This window comes from Aliiroseovarius sp. xm-d-517, from assembly GCF_013283135.1.
Classification (GTDB): domain Bacteria; phylum Pseudomonadota; class Alphaproteobacteria; order Rhodobacterales; family Rhodobacteraceae; genus Aliiroseovarius; species Aliiroseovarius crassostreae.
The window spans coordinates 1,523,680-1,543,690 of record NZ_WBXT01000001.1 but is presented as its reverse complement, the minus strand read 5'-3'; the positions used below and the strand labels follow the sequence as shown (position 1 = coordinate 1,543,690).

Here is a 20,011-nt window from a genome sequence, read left to right as displayed (position 1 = left end):
TTTCAAATCAGGGGGATCAGGCGGCCGAACGGGCGGCAGCCGTGGCAGCTTCGTCAATGGTCAGGGTGTCGGCATCCGAGATGATCACGCCGTAATCGAGGCGCGCACCTTCGATCGAGACCAACCCGTTGCGCACATCTTCAACCACTTTCAGCGGGTCGCGTTCGAACGGGTTGCCAAAGCCCCCGCCGCCGGGGTTGAGGTTGGCGGCAATCTCGCCGGGTTTGATGGTTTCGATCACGTTGTCGGTGATGATCTGGGTCTCGCCATTGCGGGTCACTTCCAGGCGGCCCACTTTCTTGTGAACCATTTCGGATTTTGCGCCAGCAGCGCCCATGGCCGGGATGCGGCGGCCTTCGCCAAAGGTGATCAGGGTCATGTCGGTGTCGAGCGGCTCCACCGCCCAGCGAGTTCCAGATCCGCCACGGAACTTGCCCGCGCCGCCGCTGTCTTCCATCAGCCCGTATTCGTGGATGATGATCGGATAGGAATGTTCCAGCATCTCGATGTCACCGGATGTGAGCGCGCCGAAACAGCATTCCGGCCCGCAGGCATGCCAGCCATCCTGCGACGCGGTGGCGCCCGCGCCCGAGATGATCGAGGCCAGAACCATGGTCACGTATTCCTCGTCATGGCGGCTGTCCCAGCCGGCGATATTGCAGCCATTTGCGTGGCCCCAGCTGGCCGACACCTTGTCAGGGGCAGCCTGTTCAAAGGCCAGACGCACCGCGTCGGTCAGGGTCTCCATCGGGGTGGTGGTGCAGTTCATATGCGGTGCGGGGGGCTTGGCGTTACACAGCGTGCCTTTGGGGCCCATATCCACCGTTACATTGCGATAAAGCCCCTCGTTATAAGGCGGCGGCAGTTGGGCAAACATCATCAGGCCCAGATAGACACCGGAATAGCTGTTTCCTTCGTAAGAGTTGATGAAATAGGGGATCTGCGGTGGGCTGGCGATTTCGATGTGACAGCTGTCACCCGTGATGGTGACCGTGGCGGTGATGTCGAAATCCCCAAACCCGTGACCGGCATCCTCAAGCACGGCCGTGCCGGAATATGTGCCGTCCGGGACTTGGGCGATCAGGCTGTTCATATGCTTGTTGGCCATGGTCAGCAGCTCTTCGATACAGGCCTGCACCGTGTCCTTGCCGTATTTGTCCATCAGGGCGATCAGGTTGCGGGCGCCGACCTGGCAGGCGCCGATCAGGGCGTTGAAGTCCCCTTCCTGATCGCGGCGTGCGCGCATATTGGTCAGCAGCATGTTCATGATGTCGTGGCGCGGCACGCCCTTGTCCCAGATCTTGATCGGCGGGATGCGCAGACCTTCGGCAAAGATTTCCTTGGCTTCGGGGTTGTAGCCTGCGGGAACCGGGCCGCCGATATCGGTCAGGTGACCCTTGCAGACGGTCCAGAACACCAGCTCACCCTGATAGAACACCGGGTAATACATGCAGGTGTCGATGATATGGCTGCCCGCGTAATCCGGATCGTTGTGCAAGATCAGGTCACCTTCGTGAATGTCACCCTCAAAGAACCCGTCGACCGCCTTCATGGCGGGGATCAGTGACCCCAGGTGGATCGGGATGTCCTGGCCTTGCAAAATCATCTCGGGCGTGTGGTTGAACAGCGCGGTGGAATAGTCATGGGCCAGGTTGAACACCGAGCTGCGCGCGGTCTTTTCCAGCGCCAGCGTCATTTCGCGCTGAGTTGTTTCCAACACGCCACGCACCACTGACAACGTGATGGGGTCTACTTGTCTGTCTGTCATAATCCGGTCCTTTGCTTGGGTGCAAAAGGGCCGCCCAACGGGGCTTGTTCCTCCCGATCAGGCGCGCTCCTCCTGCACGTCGATCTCGCAAATCAGCTTGCGCGGCGGGGCAGGGGGGCGTCTTGACGATCCGTGCAGAAGGGTTTGACGCGGGGCGCAGAAGAATTTGTTAATCTGTGCAGAAATATTTGCGCGACAGCGCACAAGCCCAGATTCCCTTTGTTTTATTGACCGATCCGGCTAACGTTACCGAAGGGAGGACATCATATGAGCGCCGGGTTCACTTTCTCGACGGCCTCAACCGCGCCACAGCACCGTTCCAGCCGCTGGACCGCTGTGATCGCTGAAGCCTATTTTCCGCTGGAATTGCAATTCCGCGATCCGATCCATTTCAACGGGCAGCTCAGCCGTCAGTCGCTGGGGCATGTCGGCCTGTCCCGGCTGACATCTGACCCGGTGAAATTCGAACGCAGGCGCGCCCATATCCGCGAGGCGCGGGAGGAAGAATACCTGATCACCCTGCCGCGGGCTACGTCGGTCGAGTTCCGGCAGATGGGCCGCGACGTGCGCTGCGATCCGGGGGGGGTCATAATCGAACGTGGCGATGAACCTTACCGGTTCATGTATGAAAACCCCAACGACCTGTTTGTGCTGAAAGTCGGCCGCAAGGCGCTTGCCGAACGGGTGCGCCAGCCGGATCGGTTCTGTGCCCGTGTCCTTGATGCCACCTCTGGCACGGCCAGCCTGTTCTCTGCCATGGTCAACCAGGCCCAGGCGCAGGCCGCAGATCTGGGCCCTTCCGCCGCCGAGACCATTGGCCGCCAGTTGCTGGAGCTGCTGGGGCTGGCGCTGGATGACACGCCGGATGCCCGCTCCAGCACATTGTCCGCCGTGCGCACCGCGCATATTACCCGGGTCGAGAAATTCATCCGGAACAATCTGAAAAACCCCAACCTGTCGCCGGACCTGATCGCAGAGAGCTGCGGGATTTCGAAACGCTATCTGCATGATCTCTTCAAGGATGTGAACGGCACCGTCAGCCAGCAGATCCGCGACCAGCGCCTTGTCGCCGCCAAGGACCGGCTGGCCGTCTCGCCGGGCCTGTCCATCGCCGAGGTGGCCTATCGCTTCGGTTTTTCTGATCAGGCCCAGTTTTCGCGCCTGTTCAAAACCAAGTTCGGCATGACCCCGACCGAGTTCAAATCAGAGCTGAACTGAGTCCTTTCAAGAGAAGCTGGCCCGGCTGGAAAACTCGATGCTCCTCAGGGCGGGTCAGGCAGGGGACAGACAGGGGATAGGGGGCGGACCAGCCCGCATCCATTTCATTGCAATTGCGACATATTGGCAGTAGGGAGGACAGGCCGACGTTGCTACTGTCCATCATGGAGTGCCGTTTGGCGGGGGAATTCAGATGCGCCTGAAGCTGGGAAATGTCATGCGGCTGTTGCTGGCCCTGACCATTCTTGCCAGCGTGTTCATCCGTCCGCCCGGCACCATGCTGGTGACCGAAGGCGACACGATTTCCTATGTCCTGTGTTCCGCCGGTGAACCTCAAACAGTGCATGTGGCGCTTGGGGGCGAGGAGCGCGAGGAACGTGATCTGAGCTGCGACTTTTTTGCGGCCCAGATTGCCAGCCTGATTGACCAGGCCCCCGCTGTCGTTCCGTTTGACCATACCAACGCACCGGCTGAGCAGGTGGCGCAGAGCCTGCTGCCCACCCCGCTTCGCCTGTGGCGTCCTAATGCGGCCCGTGCACCCCCCTCGTCAGCTGATTTCAAAATCCAAACCTGATTTCACTGAATTCACGAGGAATACCCCATGTCCAAATTCCGTTTGGCCGCGCATCTTGCCGCGGCTGCCTGTGTTGCCCTGCCGCTGAGTTCAGCCATGGCACAGGCTGAAACCTCCCTGACCGTTGCCGTAAAGCGGGACCGGTATTCGGTTTCGGAAGAAAAGTTCACCTTTACCACCCGCCGTCCGGCCGCGCAGATTGTCGAAACCGCCGTCAAGCCGGATGAAAACTTCCTGCCCAGCCCGCTGCTGTTTGAAAGCTGGGACTATGCGGATGGCACCTATACCGTGACCCTGCGTGAGGGGGTAAGCTTCTCGGACGGGACCGCGTTCAATGCGGACACGGCGATTGCCGCGCTGCGGCTCTATGATCAGGGTAAATCCGACTTTCTGCAGATTGATCAGGACAGTTTCCGCAAACTGGGATCCCATCAGATCAGCTTTGCCTCGGAAAAGGGCTCGGCCCTTGTGATCGAGAATATGACCCACCGCGCCACGTCACTGTTCGGCCCGTCCGCCAACCGTGCCGAGAACCCGGTGGGCACAGGTCCCTACCTGTTTGAAAGCTATGATCCCAAGCAGCAGATCACCGTGCGGCGCAATCCCGATTATTGGGGAGAGGCCCCCAGTGTCGACAAGCTGACCTTTCGCTTTATCGGTGACGACAATGCGCGCCTGCTGGCGTTGCAGAATGGCGAGATCGACGTGATCGGCGAAGTCACCCCGCAGATGATGCTCTCGATGCCGCAGGACGGGTCGGTGGTGCTGCATGAAAGCCGTCCGATCCGCTACATCGCCCTCTTGGCCAACCTCAATGGCGCCGCCCCGTTTGACATCATTCAGGACTATAAGGTGCGCGAGGCGCTGGCCTGGGCGATTGACCGCGAAACGCTGGCCTCGGTTCTGTTTGCCGGGCGGGGGGTGCCTGCCAAGGGCATCCTGCCGGGCTGGATGTTCAATCTGGGCGAGGACCACACTGACGGCTTTGGCTATGACCCGGTCAAGGCAGGAGAGATGCTTGATGCCGCGGGTTGGAAAATGGGGGCAGACGGGGTGCGCGAGAAACAGGGACGCCGGCTGTCGCTGCGCCTGGTTGCGGCCTATCCGAATGTGTCGACCGTCAAACCGATGCCCGAGATGCTGGAACAGATGTTTGCTGCGGTGGGGGTGGATATCGACCTGATCGAAGTGGATGACAGCGGTGTCTACGGCTCGACCTATCTCGATACCGGAGAGGCCGATCTCTACATGGAGTTTGCGTCGAACAACAATACCGACCCGACCTATCTGCTCTACAATCTCTTCACCTCGGTCACCGCCTGGGGTGGTTACAAGTTCACTGCCCCCGGACCGCATGTGGATGACATGCTGCTGACCGCCCGGAGCGCGCAATCCCGCGATGAGGTGATCGACCTCGTGCGTCAGGCCCACCGCGCCATCGTGCAGGAGGACCTCGCGGCGATCCCGATCCTGATGGTGCCGAACTTCACCCTGTCGCGCCCGGGCCTCAAGGTGCCGATGTCGGAATATGCCGACTGGATCGACTTTGGCCGCGTGAGTTTCACGGACTGAGCTTGCGCAAACGCTGCGCGCCCCGGTGGGGGCGCGCGCAATTCGGGACATCAACCATGTTGCGTTTCATCCTTTTCCGACTGGCGGCCGGCGTGCCGACCCTTCTGGGCATGAGCTTTGTCGCTTTTGCCATTGTCGCACTTGCCCCCGGTGATCCGGTGATGATGGAGCTGCGTGCCATGGGGATTGTGCCCAATGCCGATGATATTGCCGCCCTGCGCGCCCAGTTCGGGCTCGATAAACCCTTGCTGACACGTTATGTCGACTGGCTTGCGCGGGCCGTGCGGTTCGAATTTGGCACCTCGGTTGCAACCGGCCGCCCTGCGCTGTCTGAAATCGCAATTCACCTGCCCGCGACCCTTGCCCTGGCCTGCAGCGCCCTTGTGGGGGCGGTGATCCTGTCGCTGGGGTTTGGCGTGGCGGCGGTGATGGCAGGCCGGATGAGCGGGGCCGGGCTTCGCGCGGTGACCATCCTTCTCGTCTCGGTGCCCTCTTTCTGGCTGGCGCTGCTGCTGATCCATGCCTTTGTGCTGAAATTGGGCTGGACCCGCCTTGTGGGGGATGGATCGCTGCCTGATCTGGTGCTGCCCGCCCTGACCTTGAGCCTGGGCGCGGGGGCGGCGCTGGGCCGGGTTGTGTTCGAAAGGGTCCGGGCCGAGCAGAGCGAAGACCATGTGCGACTGGCCATTGCCAAGGGGCTTGGCCCGGTGCGGATCCTGCTTGGACATATTGCACCGCGCATTATCGGCCCGCTTGCCACCGCCTGGGCCAATACGTTTGGCGGGCTGCTGGGGGGCGCGGTCCTTGTTGAAAGTGTTTTTGGCTGGCCCGGTCTGGGGCAGTTGATCCTGCAAGCCATTGCGCAGCGGGATTTCCCGGTGATCCAGGCCTATCTTGTGTTCATGGGGCTGATCTTTTTTGCCACCAGTCTCGTGGCTGATCTTGTGGTGATCCTCGCGGATCCGCAACTGCGTCGGAGGGTCTATCGTGACTGAGCATCCTGTGCGGCTTTCTGCCCTGCGACCGGGGTTACGGCTGAGGTTGAGGCCGAGGTTGAGGCTGGGGCTGCAACTGGGCAATCCCGGTCTGATTTTGGGTTTGATCCTGTTGGTGGGATATGGGGTCCTTGGCCTGTCTCCTTTGCTGTTTGACCTGCCTGCGCCCGAGAAGATTGACCTCATGTCCCGCCTTTCGCCACCGTCCGCCGACCATCTGCTGGGGGCAGATCATCTTGGCCGGGACATGCTGTCGCGCCTGATTGCCGCGGTGCCGGTGTCGCTGGGGGCGGCGATGGCCGCAATGAGCGTCATCCTTCTGGTGTCGCTGCCATGGGGTGTAGTTGCGGCGCTCGCTGGGGGGCGGGTGGATATGGTGCTGATGCGCTTTGCCGATATCATCATGGCGTTCCCGATGCTGGTGCTTGCGCTGGCGGTGATCGGGTTCATGGGGGCGTCGCTTGAGGCGTCCATCATCGGGGTCGCCGTCGCCTGGTGGCCATCCAATGCCCGGCTTGTGCGCGCCCTGGTCCTGACCGCAAGCCAGCGGGATTTTGTCCGCGCGGCCGGGCTTGCCGGGGCGTCGCGCCTGCGTGTGGTGCTGCGCCACATCCTGCCACAGATCCTGCCGCCGCTTGCGGTGATCGTCTCGCTTGAAACTGCCTCGGTCCTGCTGGCGCTGTCTGCGCTCAGCTTTCTCGGGGTTGGGGCGCAGCCCCCCACGCCGGAATGGGGGGCGATGCTGAACGAGGCACGTCCGTTCTTTTCCCAGGCCCCGCATATGTTGCTGGTGCCGGGGCTTGCGGTCACCGGGGCTGTGCTCGCCTTCAATCTGGTGGGGGAAGGGCTGCGGGATCTGCTGGACAAAAGGGAGCCATATCAATGGTAGAGATCCTGTCCGTCAAGGAGCTGAGCGTCGTGAACCGGGCCGGGCAGGTCCTGCTCGACAATGTCGGTTTTACCCTGAACCGCGGTCAGCGCATGGGGCTGGTCGGCGCCAGTGGCTGCGGCAAATCCCTGACTGCCGCCGTGCTGTGCGGCCTGTTGCGCCCCCCGCTTTCGGTCGCAGCAGGGGAAGTGCGGATAGACGGGCAAGATGTTCTGGGCCTCTCCCCCAGCGCCTGGCGCCGCATGCGTGGGCGCCGGATCTTCCAGATTTTTCAAAGCCCCGGCACGGCCCTTACGCCGGGGCGCCGGATCCGATCCCAGCTGGCAGAAGCTGCCCATCTGGCCGGTGACAATGAGCAGGCCAGCGTCAACAGGGCGCTGGACGCCGTTGCCCTGCCGCAGCGAGTCACCGATTGCTTTCCCTATCAGCTGTCCGGCGGCATGAAGCAGCGCGTGCTGATCGCCATGGCGCTGATCCTGCGCCCGCGCATCCTGATTGCGGATGAACCGACAACGGGGCTTGATGTGCTGACCGAACGCGAGGTCCTGGGCGCGCTCAACACCATGGCGGATGAAACCGGCGCCACCTTGCTGTTCATCAGTCACGACCTGCGCGCGGTGCAGGCGGTTGCCGAGCGCACATTGATCATGCAGCAGGGGCGTTTGGTGGAAGACGCACGGATTGACCAGCTCGCGGTGTCCGACGTTGCCGCGGCACGGGATCTGGCGGGGGCAGCGGCGGCGCTGCAGGGCCAATGCTGAGGGTGCGCGGCCTGTCGAAACGCTTTCACGGGCAGGAGGTGTTGCGGGACATTCACCTGGATCTGGCCCCGCGTGAAGTGGTTGGCCTGATTGGCCGGTCCGGTGCGGGGAAATCCACCCTTGCCCGGTGCCTGGTCGGGTTGGAACAGCCGGATGCGGGCTCGATTTCGCTGGGCGGCCACAAGGTGGCACCCGGCTCAGGTGCGGCGCGACAGAAGATACAATATCTGTGGCAGGACCCGACCCAGTCCCTGAGCCCGTTTCTGACCGCCCAAGGGGCTGTGCTTGAAACGCTGGACGGGTTTGGCATCGGGGACAGGCGGCAGCGCCGATCGCGCGCCGCCGCCCTGCTTGAAGAGCTGGGAGTGCGGGGCGAGATGCAGCAGCGCCGCCCACATGCGCTGTCGGGCGGGCAATGTCAGCGCGTGGCGCTGGCGCGGGCAATTGCCGCCAGACCCGAGATCCTGATCCTTGATGAACCGCTGTCCTCTCTGGATCTGGTGACACAGGTGAACACGATCCGCCTGTTGCGCCAACTGCAGGGGCAAAACGCCCTGTCGATGCTGATTGTCAGCCATGATCTGGCCCCGTTGCGCCAGTTGGCAAACCGGGTTCTGGTGCTGGATGAGGCACGCATTGTCGAGGATATCCCGATGGCCGGATTTGCCAGCTGCGCGCGCCACCCCCTGTCGCGGGCCTATGCCGACACGCTGGTCCGGGACGCCCCGGCACTCTGATCTGAGGGACGTGGTGGGCTGAGATCTGCGGGGGGAAACAGACTGGGGATTTGCCTCGATGAGACCTGCCCCGAAACCCGCGCGCCTTTCTGGCATGAGGATGGATCTTCTCCCCATGGCACCGCCGGGGAAGGGCGCCTTTCGGCCAGATGTCAGCTTGGGCCAGCCCTGCTATGCTGATCCCGACCCAAGGGGCCAACACGCAAGCGATTCCCGCCCTTTTTCCGTCAATTGATAGGACCAAAGTCGATAGTGTATTGCCCGAAATCCCATAAGATCGCCGCATCATGTTGACCCCGGCCCGAAACATCCTGTCCCGCGCGTCCATTTCGGTGCGGTTCCTGTTTGCCGCCTGTATTGTGATGTCTTTTGCCGCCTATGTGCTGGGGACATGGGTGGTGCGCAAGATTGAAACCGGGGTGGTGCAAAATTACGGCTCGACTGCCGCGCTTTACATTGAAAGCCTGGTGTCCTCGCGGGCGTTGGAGCGTATCTTTCACCAAGAGGACGCAGCAGATCCCCATGGGGCGCTTCACACGGTCTTCACGGCCGGCAATCTGAGCGAGCGGGTGGTGACCTATAAGATCTGGGACCGCAGCGCCACGATTTTGGAAAGCAATAACAAAGCCCTGGAGGGGAGGAGCTTTGCACCGTCCGAAGAGCTTTTGGTCGCCCTGAACGGGGACGTGGCCGCAAGTTTCAGCCCGCTGGAGGTGCATGCAGAGACCGAACAGGCCATTGTCGGCCTGCCGCTGCTTGAGGTCTATGTGCCAATTCGTGACCCGGCCAGTGGCGAGGTGGTGCTGGTGGTCGAGTTCTATGAGCGGGCGGAGAGGCTCGTGGAGGATCTGCAGAAAGCCCGGCGCGACACATGGTATGTGGTGGCCGCGATTTTCTGTGCCAGCGGGCTTGCGCTTTACGGCATCGTGCTGTCGGCCAGTCGCCTGATCGAACGGCAGCGCGCCGATCTTGCCGCGCAGCTCGATGCGACAAGCGAGCTGCTTCGGCTCAATACCGAGCTCAGAGAGCGCATGGCGCTGGCGGCGCGGCGGTCCTCCTCTCAGGCCGATCGCATCATGCAGCGGATTGGTCTTGATCTGCATGACGGGGTGGCGCAGCACCTGTCGCTGCTGGCGCTCAGGCTGGAGGGGGCCGGGCTGGCGGACACGGCGGATGGCGAAACGGTGCGCCGCTCGCTGTCGAATGCCATGGCGGAGTTGCGGGCGATTTCGCGCGGGCTTGCGCTGCCGGATATCGAAAAGCTGACCCTGAGCGAGATTGCCGCGCGGGCCGTGCAGGATCACAACAACGCCTTTGCAGCCGAGGTCCGGTTGGTGGATGAGGTGAAAGAGGAGCTGCGCGCGGAGGATGCCACCAAACTTTGCCTCTACCGCGTCATTCAGGAACTGCTGGCCAATGCGGAAAAACACGCCAAGGCGCAGAATATCACCGTGCACCTGTCGCAAGGTCCGGCCGGGATCGAGGTCGAGGTGGCTGATGATGGGATCGGGTTTGACGTGGAGCAGGCAACCCGGCTGCGCGAAGATGGCGGGCAGGGGTTGATCGGGCTTGAAGACCGGCTGGCCCCGCTTGGCGGCGCGCTCACGGTTCAATCGCGGGTTGGGGCGGGAACCCGCGCCCGGTTCCATTTGCCGCTTGAAGGAAAAGAGGTAGGGAAGACAGATGACACTGCGCATTCTGGTCGCGGATGACCACCCGATTTTTCGCGACGGGCTGGTCACCAGCCTTGAGGAAACCGGCGAGTTTCAGGTGGTGGCGCTTGCCTCGACCGCGGATGAGGCGGTTGAACTGGCGCGACAGCACCGGCCGGATCTTGCCCTTGTGGATCTGTCCATGCCGGGGGGCGGGATGCAGGCCATTGCCCGCATTTCGGCCGATAACCTGTCTGGCAGGATTGTCATGCTGACCGTGTCGGAAGAGGGGGAACATGTCACCGAGGCGCTTCAGCTGGGGGCAAATGGCTATGTGCTCAAGGGGGTGTCCGCCCGCGAACTGCGGCAGATCCTCAAAAAGGTCGCAGAGGGAGAGACCCATGTCTCGCCCGCATTGGCGCAAAAGGTGCTGTCGCTGATGTCACAGGGGCAGGGCAGGCCGGAACCCTCTCCGCTGCGTGACCTGAGCGCGCGGGAAGAGGAAATCCTGCGGCTGGTGGCCCGCGGTCAGAGCAACCGCGAGGTGGCAGAGGCGCTTGGGCTTCAGGAAAAGACGGTCAAACATTACATGACGGCCATCATGGAAAAACTTCATGCCCGCAACCGGGTCGAAGCCGCGATCATCGCCCATGAGGCCTGGCGCAGCTGACTGGGGACCCGCCTGCCCCTCTGCCCCGCGCAGAACGCCGCGACAGGCTGGTTAGGGCAGGCTGGTCAGTGGGGGCTGGTCAGCTTTTTCGCGGGCCGAGAAGGTGGCGTTGAAGGCGATGCTGACCCGATCTTCGGCTGAGCTGTTGGGAAACACCCAATGCATCAGGTAGGAGGGGAACAGGATCATCTCACCCGGTTTTGGTTTCAGGCTTTTTTTCACCTTGAAAGCCTTGGCGTTCAGGATGCGCCAGTTCGGCAGGTCGCTGCGGGGATCCAGAAATTCGATCCGGCCACTATCTGGGTCATCCGCCTTTGGCTGGGCCACGTAGTAGACGCCGCTCCAATGGGCGCCCGGATGGGTGTGCGGGGCGTTGAACGCACCGGTGGGGTTGCGGTTCATCCAGGCAAACAGCTTCAGGTCAAGCTGGTCGGGATCCGTGCCGCCAATGCGGCGGGTCGCCTGTTTGACGGCCGTTTCCCACAAGACAGACAGCAACGAGATACAGGGGGCCTCTTCGTCAAACAGGTTGCCTTTTGAATGCCAGCCCCCCCGGTTCGACTTTGCGGATCCTTTGTTTTGCCGCTCCAGTGCCTGTCCGAAGGCCAGAAGCTCCGTGTTGAGGGCCTCATGCCCGTCGACCTGAAATGAAAAGAAGGGGCTGGAGAACAGTTTTTCGTATTTCTGCGCTTCGATCATTCGGGGGTTTCCGCGGTGTAAGAACAGGAGAGCGGGTGCGCAGCTTTGCTTTGATCGCGCGCACCCGGTTTGGAAGGGTCAGACTGTGCTGGCCGCGACGATCAATCAATCGTCGCTTTCGTCGCCGCCACCTTCGCCATCATCGCGGTCGTCACGATCATCGCGATCCGAGCTTTCATCATCCCGATCCCGTTCGTCATCATCCCGTTCATCGTCATCACGATCATCGTCACGCTCGTCATCGTCGCGTTCATCATGTTCGTCATCTTCATGATCATCGCGCTCGTCATCGTTCTCGTCATCATCATTTTCGTCGTCGTTTTCGTCGTCATCCTCATCGTCATTTTCGTCATCATCATGCTCGTCATCCTGCGAGACCTGAATTTCGGATGGGGTGATCAGCCCGTCGCCGTCCAGATCGCTGCGCTTCATGATCCCACGGGCCCCGCGGGCACCGAACGCGGCTTCCAGCTCTTCCATGGACAGGGCGCCGTCATTGTTCTGGTCGATCTCGCTGAAATTACGCGATTTTGCCCATCCGGGTGCGGCAACCATGGCGCAAAGGGATGTTGTCAGCAGCAGGTGTTTGAGTTTCATCTTGGATCTCCTTGGTCCAGTGCCGGTTTGGCATTTCAGCGCCGGTTTGGCTCAGTGTTTGGTTCAGTGCCGGTTTGGCGTCTGCCCCCATCATGGCATTGTGGGACAGGGGACGGAACGCACCTATGTCCGGCACTTTTTCAGACCAAGGTCGGGCGAGGTTGGGTGGGGGCCATGCCCCCGATACCGCTCAGGCCCCGCCATGACTTAGGCCCGGTCAACACTTAGGCCCCTTCAACACTTAGGGAAGACACCCGGCAAGGCTTTTGCCCATGTCGCGCAAAAGATCTCCATAGAGCGCGGGCCCCGGTGTCAGGCTGGTGCCCAGCGGATCAATCACCCGGACCTCAACGCCGGAGCTGTCAAACACGGTGGCAAACAGGCCCGGATCAAACTGCGGTTCCGCAAGTGCGCAGCGGATGCCGTTTTCGCGCACCGCCTCTTGCAGCGCGATCAGCCGGGCCGGGCTGGGCCGACTGGCATCACCCAGAGAAATTGCCCCCGCAGCGGCAAGGCCGAAATGGCTTTCAAAATACTGATAGGCGTCATGGAACACCACGAAAGGGGTGGACTGAACCGGGGCCAGCTGGGCGCGAAGCTCACCTTCCAGCGCGGTCAGCTCTGCGCGGGCCTGATCCGCGTTGCGTTGATAGGTGGCCGCGTGCTCGGGGTCGAGATGGGCCAGGGTTTCGGCAATCCGCGTTAGCCAGAGATCCGCATTTTCCGGGTCAAGCCAGGCATGTGGATCCGAGCCGCCGGGGCGGTGGTCATGCCCGTGATCGTCGTGATCATCATGGGCCTCCTCTTCATGATCATGGTCGTCATGCTCTTGCGCATCGTGGTCATGCCCGCCATGGTCCTCATGGTCCTCATGGTCCTCATGGTCCTCATGGTCCTCATGGTCCTCATGGTCCTCATGGTCCTCATGGTCCTCATGGTCCTCATGGTCCTCATGGTCCTCATGGTCCTCATGGTCCTCATGGTCCTCATGGTCCGTCTTTCCGTCAAAGACCGGCGTGTCGCGCAGGGCCAGACGCCGGGTGCCGGGCAGGGTCAGAAGCTCAAGCTGCACCGCCTGTGACGCTATGGTCTCCAGCGGTTTCTCCAGCCAGGGCACAAGGTCATGGCCCATCCAGACCACCAGATCCGCCTCTGCAAGACTGGCCGCCTCCGAGGGGCGCATCGCATAGCCATGCGGAGAGGCGCCGGGCGGCAGGATCAGCTCGGGCGTGCCCACCCCCTGCATCACCTGCGCCACCAGGGAATGCACCGGGGCGATATCGGCGGCCACTTTCGGAACCTCTGCCAAGGCGGGCAGGGCAAGCAGGACGGGGCTGGACAGAATTGAGGTGAACGCAAGAAGGGGGGAGAGTCGCATCGGGTTCCTGTTACTTTATAACATCTCTGCCCGCTTGCTATATGTAATACTATATCATATCAAGTGAAAAATCCGGCGCCCCAGAGCGCCCCTATTCGATGGATGTCCAATGACCCAATCCGTTGCAGACCCCCACAGCCGGGATGACATGGCCACGCTGGGCTTTGCCAAGCATGATCACCATTCCTGCATTCATACCGCCCTTGAGGCCGCTCAGGCCCATTGCGCCCGTGAAGGGTTGCAGCTGACGCCGGTGCGCAAACGGGTTCTGGAAATCCTGCTCGATCGCCATACCGCGCTGGGCGCCTATGAAATCCTCGATATGCTGCGCGCAGAGAAGCTCGGCTCGCAGCCCCCGGTGGCCTATCGCGCGCTGGATTTCCTTGTCACCCACGGGTTCGCCCATAAGATCGAGCGCCTGAACGCCTTTATCGCCTGTGCCCATCCCGACACCGAACATGCCCCCGTCTTTCTGATCTGCCGCGCCTGTCAGGCCGTGGCCGAAACCCATACCGACCTGACCGTGGGGCGGCTGGGGCAGGCGGCCGGGGCGGTGGGGTTTGCCATTGAACGCATGGTGGTTGAGGTCGAGGGGCTCTGCCCCAATTGTCAGGACGCGGCCGCATGACCCTGATCCAGACCGAAGCCCTGTCCGCGCGCCGGGGCGGAAAACCAATCCTGACCGGTGTGGATTTTTCGCTGAGCAAAGGCGAGATTGTCACCATTGTCGGCCCCAACGGGTCGGGCAAATCCACCCTGCTGAAACTGCTGATCGGGGCAGAACGCCCCAGCGCCGGCAAAGTCCTCCGGCAAAAGGGGCTGCGGATCGGCTATGTGCCGCAAAAGCTGCATATCGACCCGACCCTGCCGCTGACCGTCGCCCGGTTTCTCAACCTGCCACAGCCGGTTGACAGGGGGCAGGCGCAGGCGGCGCTGGAACGGGTGGGCGCGTCAGGGCTTGAACCGCGCCAGATGACCGATCTGTCCGGGGGCCAGTTTCAGCGTGTCCTGCTTGCCCGTGCGCTGCTGATGGAGCCAGACCTCCTGGTGCTGGATGAGGCCACACAGGGGCTGGATCAACCCGGTTCTGCGGCCTTTTACCAGCTGATTGAAGAGCTGCGTCAGGAGCTGGGCTGCGCGGTGCTGATGGTCAGCCATGAGCTGCATGTGGTGATGGCGACCTCGGACCGGGTGCTGTGCCTCAATGGGCATGTCTGCTGTCAGGGCGCGCCGGAACAGGTGGCGTCGGCCCCGGAATACCGTGCGCTGTTTGGATCCGGCACCCATGGGGCGCTGGCCCTTTACCGGCATGAACATAATCATAGTCATGACGGGCCCAGCCATGACGGGTGCAACCACGATCATGATCATGATCCTGCGCCCTCACACGCGCATGCGGATCAGACCAGTGAAGATCAGACCCGTGCAAATCAGACCCGTGCAGATCAGAAAGGTGCGGTATGAGTTTTCTGGATGCGTTCATGGTGCGCGCCGCCCTGGCCGGGCTGGGCGTGGCGCTGGCCGCTGCCCCCTTGGGGTGTTTTGTCGTGTGGCGACGAATGGCGTTTTTTGGCGATGCCACCGCCCATGCGGCGATCCTTGGCGTGGCATTGTCGCTCAGTTTCGAAGCGCCGGTTTTTGTCGGGGTGCTGATCGCCGCGCTGGGGATGGGCTATGCGGTCTCGACCCTGAGTGTGCGCGGACATGCGATGGATACGCTGCTGGGGGTGCTGTCCCATTCCGCCATCGCCTTTGGCCTTGTGGCGGTGTCCTTCCTGTCCGGTGTGCGGGTCGATTTGATGGCCTATCTGTTTGGCGATATTCTGGCGGTCAGCCGGATGGATCTTCTGGTGATCTGGGGCGGCGCGCTTGCGGTGCTTGGCCTGCTCTGGTGGCGCTGGTCTGCGCTTTTGATGGCAACGCTGAACCCGGATCTGGCGGCGGCCTCGGGGATTGATCCCCGGCGCGAACAGTTGGTCCTGACCCTGGCGCTGGCCCTTGTGGTGGCGGTGGCGATCAAGGTGGTTGGGGTCTTGCTGATCGGCGCCATGCTGGTGATCCCGGCGGCGGCAGCCCGTCCCTTTGCCGCCACGCCCGAGCGCATGGCGCTTGGGGCGGTGGGGCTGGGGGGGCTGTCTGCGCTAGCCGGATTGCAACTCTCGTTCTGGATCAACACCCCCACCGGGCCGACCATTGTCTGCGTGGCGGCGACCCTGTTTGCCCTGGTGGCGCTGGGCGATGCGCTGCGCGCGGTGATCCGGCACTGACAGGAAGTGCTTTAAACGGTCCGGGACCGATCCGGGTTGCGTGCCAGCCGCGAAAAAATCAGTTGTATGGGCATCCGATGACACCTTCCGGCTTTGCGCGGCAGGTGCAGGAAAAGTCATAGTTTTCGCCCGGAAAATAACGGGAAATTTTGGAAGATTGTTCGAATCATCCAGTTAAGGTTAATATTGGCCCTCAAGGGTGGGGGCCCTGAACCTGGATTTGACATGCGCAATTTGATTTCAAACCTCCTCCCCAAAGCGATCCCGATCCGTGCGGTCTTTGCCTCAGGGCGACGTCTGGGCAGCCCTTTCCTGTGCGCGGTACGGGGCATGTCCGTCTGGTTTCTTTTGCTGCTGACGGTCCTGCTCGGCACTGTCCCGGCACAGGCTGACAGGGATGGGTCGGGCTTTGCCAGCCTTGGCTACGGGCGCGTGTTTACCAATGATATTCTCGGGGATGGCGATGACCGCTGGCGCACCGGTGCCTATGTTCTGTCAAATCTGCGTGGCCCCAGGGGCACCCTGTCCCTGCCGGATCGGATTGGCGTGCTGTATGAGCTGCGCTTTGGGGTGCAGATGATCTCTCCGGCCAATCTGACTGAGGGTGGGGCGGGGGACCGGCCTTATGCGGGGGTGATTTCTGCGGGCCTGCACAGTTATTTCCAACGGGGCCGGGCCGAGCTGCGCGCCGGTCTGGATCTGGTCGCCACCGGCCCGTCGACAGGGGTGGGCAATTTCCACCAGTGGTTTCATGAGCGTTTCGACATGGTGCCCCCCTCGGACAGCGTGCAACAGGCGCAGATCGGCAACAGGATTTTCCCCACAGCCTCGTTTGAAATTGCCCGTCCGATGCGCTTCGGTGCGGCCACGCTGCGCCCGTTCCTGTCGGCACAGGCCGGGGTTGAAACCTATGCGCGGATTGGCGGAGATCTGTTGTTCGGCCCGGCCTATCGCAACCCGGTGCTGTTGCGGGATGTGACCACGGGGCAGCTTTATCCCGGTCTGCAACAGGCCTCTGACCCCGGTTGGTCCTTCCTGATCGGTGGTGATCTGGCCCATGTGTTTGACAGCGCGTTGTTGCCGCAGGACCGGGGGCTGGACCTGACGGACCTGCGCGCCCGTGCCCGCGCCGGGGTGCAGCGGCAGGGGCGGCGATGGGGGATGTTTTACGGCCTGACCTGGCTGGGACGCGAATTTGACAGCCAGCCCGAGGGGCAGCTGGTCGGCTCGGTCAGCCTGCGGATGGCCTTCTGAGGGCGGGAGCGAAAAGGCCCGCTGATCGCTGTTTCGACAGGCCCCTTTCTGTAGGCGCCAGCCCTGAACCTGCCTTGCGCCCTGTGTCCTTTTCGCAAGAGGACCTATCCAAAAGGTGTAGAAAGGTTAACAAGCCGCTTCACAGGCCGAATCACCTCTGCTAACGTGCCTGTAATAAAAAAAGAAAATGGCAGGTACAGGCATGAAGACGGGCTATCGTGGCACGTTTGTCATCTCTTGGGCGCAGACGGAAATTGACGGTTTGGCGAATGCTGCCAAATCCGTATTGGGTATGGGCGCCATCTGGCGCTGGACCGGCGCGCCGTTGCGGGTGGACGGACCACAGGATGTGCTGAGGCTGACCGAAGCCTCGGGCGAGGCGGATCTGCGCAGGCGGGCCGCAAAAATGGTGCATAAACTGGTGGGGGCCGCGCTGGTTCCGGGCCTCTCGATTGAGGCTGCACCGGTTGAGGATCCCCTGCTCAATATGGGGTTCAAGGTCACGGACGGGCACCAAAGTTTCACCATTACCCTGATCGAGATCGGACCCGGCAAGACGCCGCTTCTGATGTTTGTGGATGATGTGCCGCCGGCGGATACCGACCTTTGGGTGGTTGAGGCCCGTCTGGAACCCTGCACGGTGAACCGCCTGACCGATCAGCCCACCGGGGTGATCTGTTTCACCCCCGGCACACGCATTCGCACCCCCGAGGGTGAGGTCCCGGTCGAAGATCTGCGCGAAGGGGACCAGATCCAGACCCGTGACAATGGCGCGCAGACGCTTTTGTGGATCGGCCAGCGCCGGATTTCCGGGGCACGGCTGTTTGCGATGCCCGAGCTGCGACCGATCCGGGTGCGGGCCGGTGCCCTGTCCAGCGGACAACCGGATGAGGACCTGCTGGTCAGCCCGCAACACCAGCTTCTTTTGCGCGGGGACCGGGCCCGTGATCTGTTCAACAGTGACGAAGTGCTGGTGCGTGCGCAGGATCTGGTGGATGAACGCCGGGTGATCGTGGATGGATCCGTGCGGGAGGTGACCTATTATCACCTGCTTCTGGAGCGCCATCAGGTGGTCTGGGCCAACGGGGTTGCCGCGGAGAGTTTCCACCCTGCGGGCACGGCGCTTGAAACCGTGGAAGACGCGCAGCGTGCGCGCCTGTTCGAGATGTTCCCGGCGCTCGACCTGAACCCGATGAGCTATGGGGATTACGCCCGCCGCAGATTGACAAAGGCCGAGGCGGCGATCCTGCAGGGGGTGGCCTAGGGACTAGGAATGTGTTTCGGGAAAACTTTGGGGCAGGTCGGGGCAGGTGTCTGTCGCGAGAAGTTCCGGCCCGTGCATTTTCAGGTTGGGTCTCGGGGTCTCCCAGCCGCAGGATTGCAGGGGCTATGGTCAGGTAGGGATGGGTTATTTTGCCCGCGGGTCTGGTCTTCTGCGGGGTGCCTCCTGCATCGGTGCACCGCCTTGTCCCTTGACCTGTCCCTTGTGCTGTCCTCTGCGCAGCCGGGCCAGAAGGCCGTGTCTCGCAATCTGTCGTTCGTAATGGCGATATGAGGGCGAGCGCCGCAGGCAACGCTCCTCGCATCTGGCGCGTAGCAGGTAGATCAGGTTGACCCCCAGCAGCGACGCGCAATTGGAAAACCCGGTGGCCAGGTCGGTGGCCACAAAGGGGATGTCGATCAGCCACCAGGTGATGTTTTTGGAGATATATTGCGGGTGCCGGGACAGGTTGAAGGGAAACCCATAGGCCACGCCGCGATAGGTGAGGTTGGAAAAGCGCAACCCCATCCGCATTGTTCCCATCGTGTAGATGGCCATCAGGACAAGGATGGTTGTGCCCCAGATCCCATAGGCCACGGGGTAATCCCACAACCAGTTGCCCCAGGTGTAGCTGGGCGAGAAATAGTCGAAATAACTGCGTGAGAACAGTTGCCAGAACGGGGCATAGCACAGGATGCAGACCACCCAGCCCAGCATGGTGGTTTCGCTCCAGCGGATATGCGAATTCAGCACCCGCGCGGCAAAGACATATCCCACCACCACCAGGCTCAGATCCGCAAAGAAAAGAAACCGGTACAGAAACGCATAGATCGCGGGGAAATCGGTCAGGGTGGTCAGGTCGACACCGCGCAGATACTCCCAGTCATAAACGAGGTAGCAATACATCAGCGGGATGAAGAAGCCCTTGATGGTAAGGGCCAGAAGATGCCCGGTGATCTGGTCCCGGTCCGTATCCCCGCGGCCGAGGGTGAGCAGGAAGGCCCCGATATGCCAAAGCCCGTCCCGCGGGCGCAGCATCGCGAAATGGGCCAGCGTGACATTGGTGACAATGACCGCAAGGATCAGCCCCCCATGGTCAGACAGCGTGGCGAAAAACGGGGCATACCACTCCCCCCGGTAAAGCTCTACCGCCCAGTAGATCACCGCCAGCCCGCCAAGGCTCGCCGCCAGCCCCACCAGTTTGACCACATAGCTCTGCCAGCAGACCGGGTCAGTGAAGTTGCGCCTGTCAAAGCGCAACCCTGTGCCCGGGCTGTTATGGATCCTGAGAAACAGCAGCTCGTGCAGGGCGAGGCTGAGAAACAGCGCAAGGATGTAAAGATTGCAGCTGTCGCGCGCAGACAGGGCTGGCCTGTCAGGCAGGAGCGTGTCGGGTGTGAGAATGTCGGGCCAGAGGAAAAACAAAAGCGGAATGGCGGCAGCGGCGACCCAACCGGAAGAGGCCGGGATGGCATGGGCCGGGGGCTTTGCTGAGAGTGCGGATCGCGCCATAGGGGCTTTCGTAAAAAGGGGTTTTGTTATCTGAGCTGTAGCATATTTTGCGCTTGGGCAGAAAAGTTCTTCACGACGCCACAAAACAGGCCTCGACGCGGTTGGGCTTTCATCTGAGACTGGGAGCGGTCGAAACGCCGCAAGAGATCTCAATGCCGCGGAGGGCAGTAGGGGGGCAGAATAAAGTGGGCGGCGGAGCAAACATGT

At 62.0% G+C, this 20,011-nt stretch carries 19 protein-coding genes; 14 read left to right on the top strand and 5 right to left on the bottom strand.

Annotation, left to right across the window (positions count from 1 at the left end; all coding sequences use genetic code 11):
* Window positions 1-16: 16 nt before the first annotated feature.
* Complete coding sequence (locus XMD517_RS07385; protein ID WP_173485733.1) at window positions 17-1,768, bottom strand: hydantoinase B/oxoprolinase family protein; 1,752 nt, start codon at window positions 1,766-1,768, stop codon at window positions 17-19.
* A 267-nt stretch (window positions 1,769-2,035) separates the two neighbouring features.
* Between XMD517_RS07385 and XMD517_RS07380 the strand changes: the two genes are divergently transcribed.
* From XMD517_RS07380 to XMD517_RS07340, 9 genes are all read left to right on the top strand, one after another.
* On the top strand, window positions 2,036-2,986 hold the full coding sequence (locus tag XMD517_RS07380) for a helix-turn-helix domain-containing protein (protein ID WP_173487788.1): 951 nt from the start codon (window positions 2,036-2,038) through the stop codon (window positions 2,984-2,986).
* 193 nt (window positions 2,987-3,179) lie between these two features.
* The gene (locus XMD517_RS07375) at window positions 3,180-3,560 is read left to right on the top strand and encodes a hypothetical protein (protein ID WP_173485731.1); all 381 of its coding nucleotides are present in this window, start codon (window positions 3,180-3,182) and stop codon (window positions 3,558-3,560) included.
* A gap of 27 nt (window positions 3,561-3,587) precedes the next feature.
* On the top strand, window positions 3,588-5,132 hold the full coding sequence (locus XMD517_RS07370) for an ABC transporter substrate-binding protein (RefSeq protein ID WP_173485730.1): 1,545 nt from the start codon (window positions 3,588-3,590) through the stop codon (window positions 5,130-5,132).
* Window positions 5,133-5,188: 56 nt separating this feature from the next.
* Window positions 5,189-6,127, top strand: a complete 939-nt coding sequence (locus XMD517_RS07365; RefSeq protein ID WP_173485729.1) for an ABC transporter permease — start codon at window positions 5,189-5,191, stop codon at window positions 6,125-6,127.
* Window positions 6,120-7,016 (top strand): ABC transporter permease subunit, encoded by an 897-nt coding sequence (locus XMD517_RS15720; RefSeq protein WP_173485728.1) that lies wholly within the window; start codon window positions 6,120-6,122, stop codon window positions 7,014-7,016. The genes XMD517_RS07365 and XMD517_RS15720 overlap by 8 nt, the downstream gene beginning before the upstream one ends.
* Window positions 7,010-7,777, top strand: coding sequence for an ABC transporter ATP-binding protein (locus XMD517_RS07355; protein WP_173485727.1), 768 nt, complete (start codon window positions 7,010-7,012; stop codon window positions 7,775-7,777). The genes XMD517_RS15720 and XMD517_RS07355 overlap by 7 nt, the downstream gene beginning before the upstream one ends.
* A complete protein-coding gene (locus XMD517_RS07350) occupies window positions 7,771-8,514 on the top strand; it encodes an ABC transporter ATP-binding protein (protein ID WP_173485726.1) in 744 nt (247 codons plus the stop codon). Before XMD517_RS07355 ends, XMD517_RS07350 begins: the two co-directional genes overlap by 7 nt.
* 287 nt (window positions 8,515-8,801) lie before the next feature.
* Window positions 8,802-10,226 (top strand): sensor histidine kinase, encoded by a 1,425-nt coding sequence (locus tag XMD517_RS07345; RefSeq protein ID WP_173485725.1) that lies wholly within the window; start codon window positions 8,802-8,804, stop codon window positions 10,224-10,226.
* Window positions 10,198-10,836 carry a response regulator transcription factor gene (locus tag XMD517_RS07340; RefSeq protein WP_173485724.1) on the top strand — a complete coding sequence of 213 codons (639 nt, stop codon included), beginning with the start codon at window positions 10,198-10,200 and terminating at the stop codon, window positions 10,834-10,836. The genes XMD517_RS07345 and XMD517_RS07340 overlap by 29 nt, the downstream gene beginning before the upstream one ends.
* Window positions 10,837-10,887: 51 nt before the next feature.
* On the opposite strand, the gene XMD517_RS07335 is transcribed toward XMD517_RS07340, so the two are convergent.
* From XMD517_RS07335 to XMD517_RS15625, 3 genes are all read right to left on the bottom strand, one after another.
* On the bottom strand, window positions 10,888-11,535 hold the full coding sequence (locus XMD517_RS07335; protein WP_173485723.1) for a 2OG-Fe(II) oxygenase family protein: 648 nt from the start codon (window positions 11,533-11,535) through the stop codon (window positions 10,888-10,890).
* A 105-nt stretch (window positions 11,536-11,640) separates the two neighbouring features.
* Complete coding sequence (locus XMD517_RS07330; RefSeq protein ID WP_173485722.1) at window positions 11,641-12,132, bottom strand: EF-hand domain-containing protein; 492 nt, start codon at window positions 12,130-12,132, stop codon at window positions 11,641-11,643.
* A gap of 241 nt (window positions 12,133-12,373) precedes the next feature.
* On the bottom strand, window positions 12,374-13,510 hold the full coding sequence (locus XMD517_RS15625; RefSeq protein WP_217360557.1) for a zinc ABC transporter substrate-binding protein: 1,137 nt from the start codon (window positions 13,508-13,510) through the stop codon (window positions 12,374-12,376).
* 148 nt (window positions 13,511-13,658) lie between these two features.
* Between XMD517_RS15625 and XMD517_RS07320 the strand changes: the two genes are divergently transcribed.
* The 5 genes from XMD517_RS07320 (at window position 13,659) to XMD517_RS07300 (ending at window position 18,295) form a co-directional block, all read left to right on the top strand.
* On the top strand, window positions 13,659-14,138 hold the full coding sequence (locus tag XMD517_RS07320; RefSeq protein ID WP_055190540.1) for a transcriptional repressor: 480 nt from the start codon (window positions 13,659-13,661) through the stop codon (window positions 14,136-14,138).
* Window positions 14,135-14,974, top strand: coding sequence for a metal ABC transporter ATP-binding protein (locus XMD517_RS07315; protein ID WP_173485720.1), 840 nt, complete (start codon window positions 14,135-14,137; stop codon window positions 14,972-14,974). Before XMD517_RS07320 ends, XMD517_RS07315 begins: the two co-directional genes overlap by 4 nt.
* Entirely contained in the window at window positions 14,971-15,777 is an 807-nt protein-coding gene (locus XMD517_RS07310; RefSeq protein WP_173485719.1) for a metal ABC transporter permease, read from the top strand. The genes XMD517_RS07315 and XMD517_RS07310 overlap by 4 nt, the downstream gene beginning before the upstream one ends.
* Before the next feature lie 225 nt (window positions 15,778-16,002).
* Entirely contained in the window at window positions 16,003-17,031 is a 1,029-nt protein-coding gene (locus XMD517_RS07305) for a lipid A-modifier LpxR family protein (RefSeq protein WP_173485718.1), read from the top strand.
* 202 nt (window positions 17,032-17,233) lie between these two features.
* On the top strand, window positions 17,234-18,295 hold the full coding sequence (locus XMD517_RS07300) for a Hint domain-containing protein (RefSeq protein WP_173485717.1): 1,062 nt from the start codon (window positions 17,234-17,236) through the stop codon (window positions 18,293-18,295).
* A gap of 144 nt (window positions 18,296-18,439) precedes the next feature.
* Here the strand turns inward: XMD517_RS07300 and XMD517_RS07295 are convergent, their stop codons facing one another.
* Window positions 18,440-19,804 carry a hypothetical protein gene (locus tag XMD517_RS07295; RefSeq protein WP_173487787.1) on the bottom strand — a complete coding sequence of 455 codons (1,365 nt, stop codon included), beginning with the start codon at window positions 19,802-19,804 and terminating at the stop codon, window positions 18,440-18,442.
* Window positions 19,805-20,011: the final 207 nt, after the last annotated feature.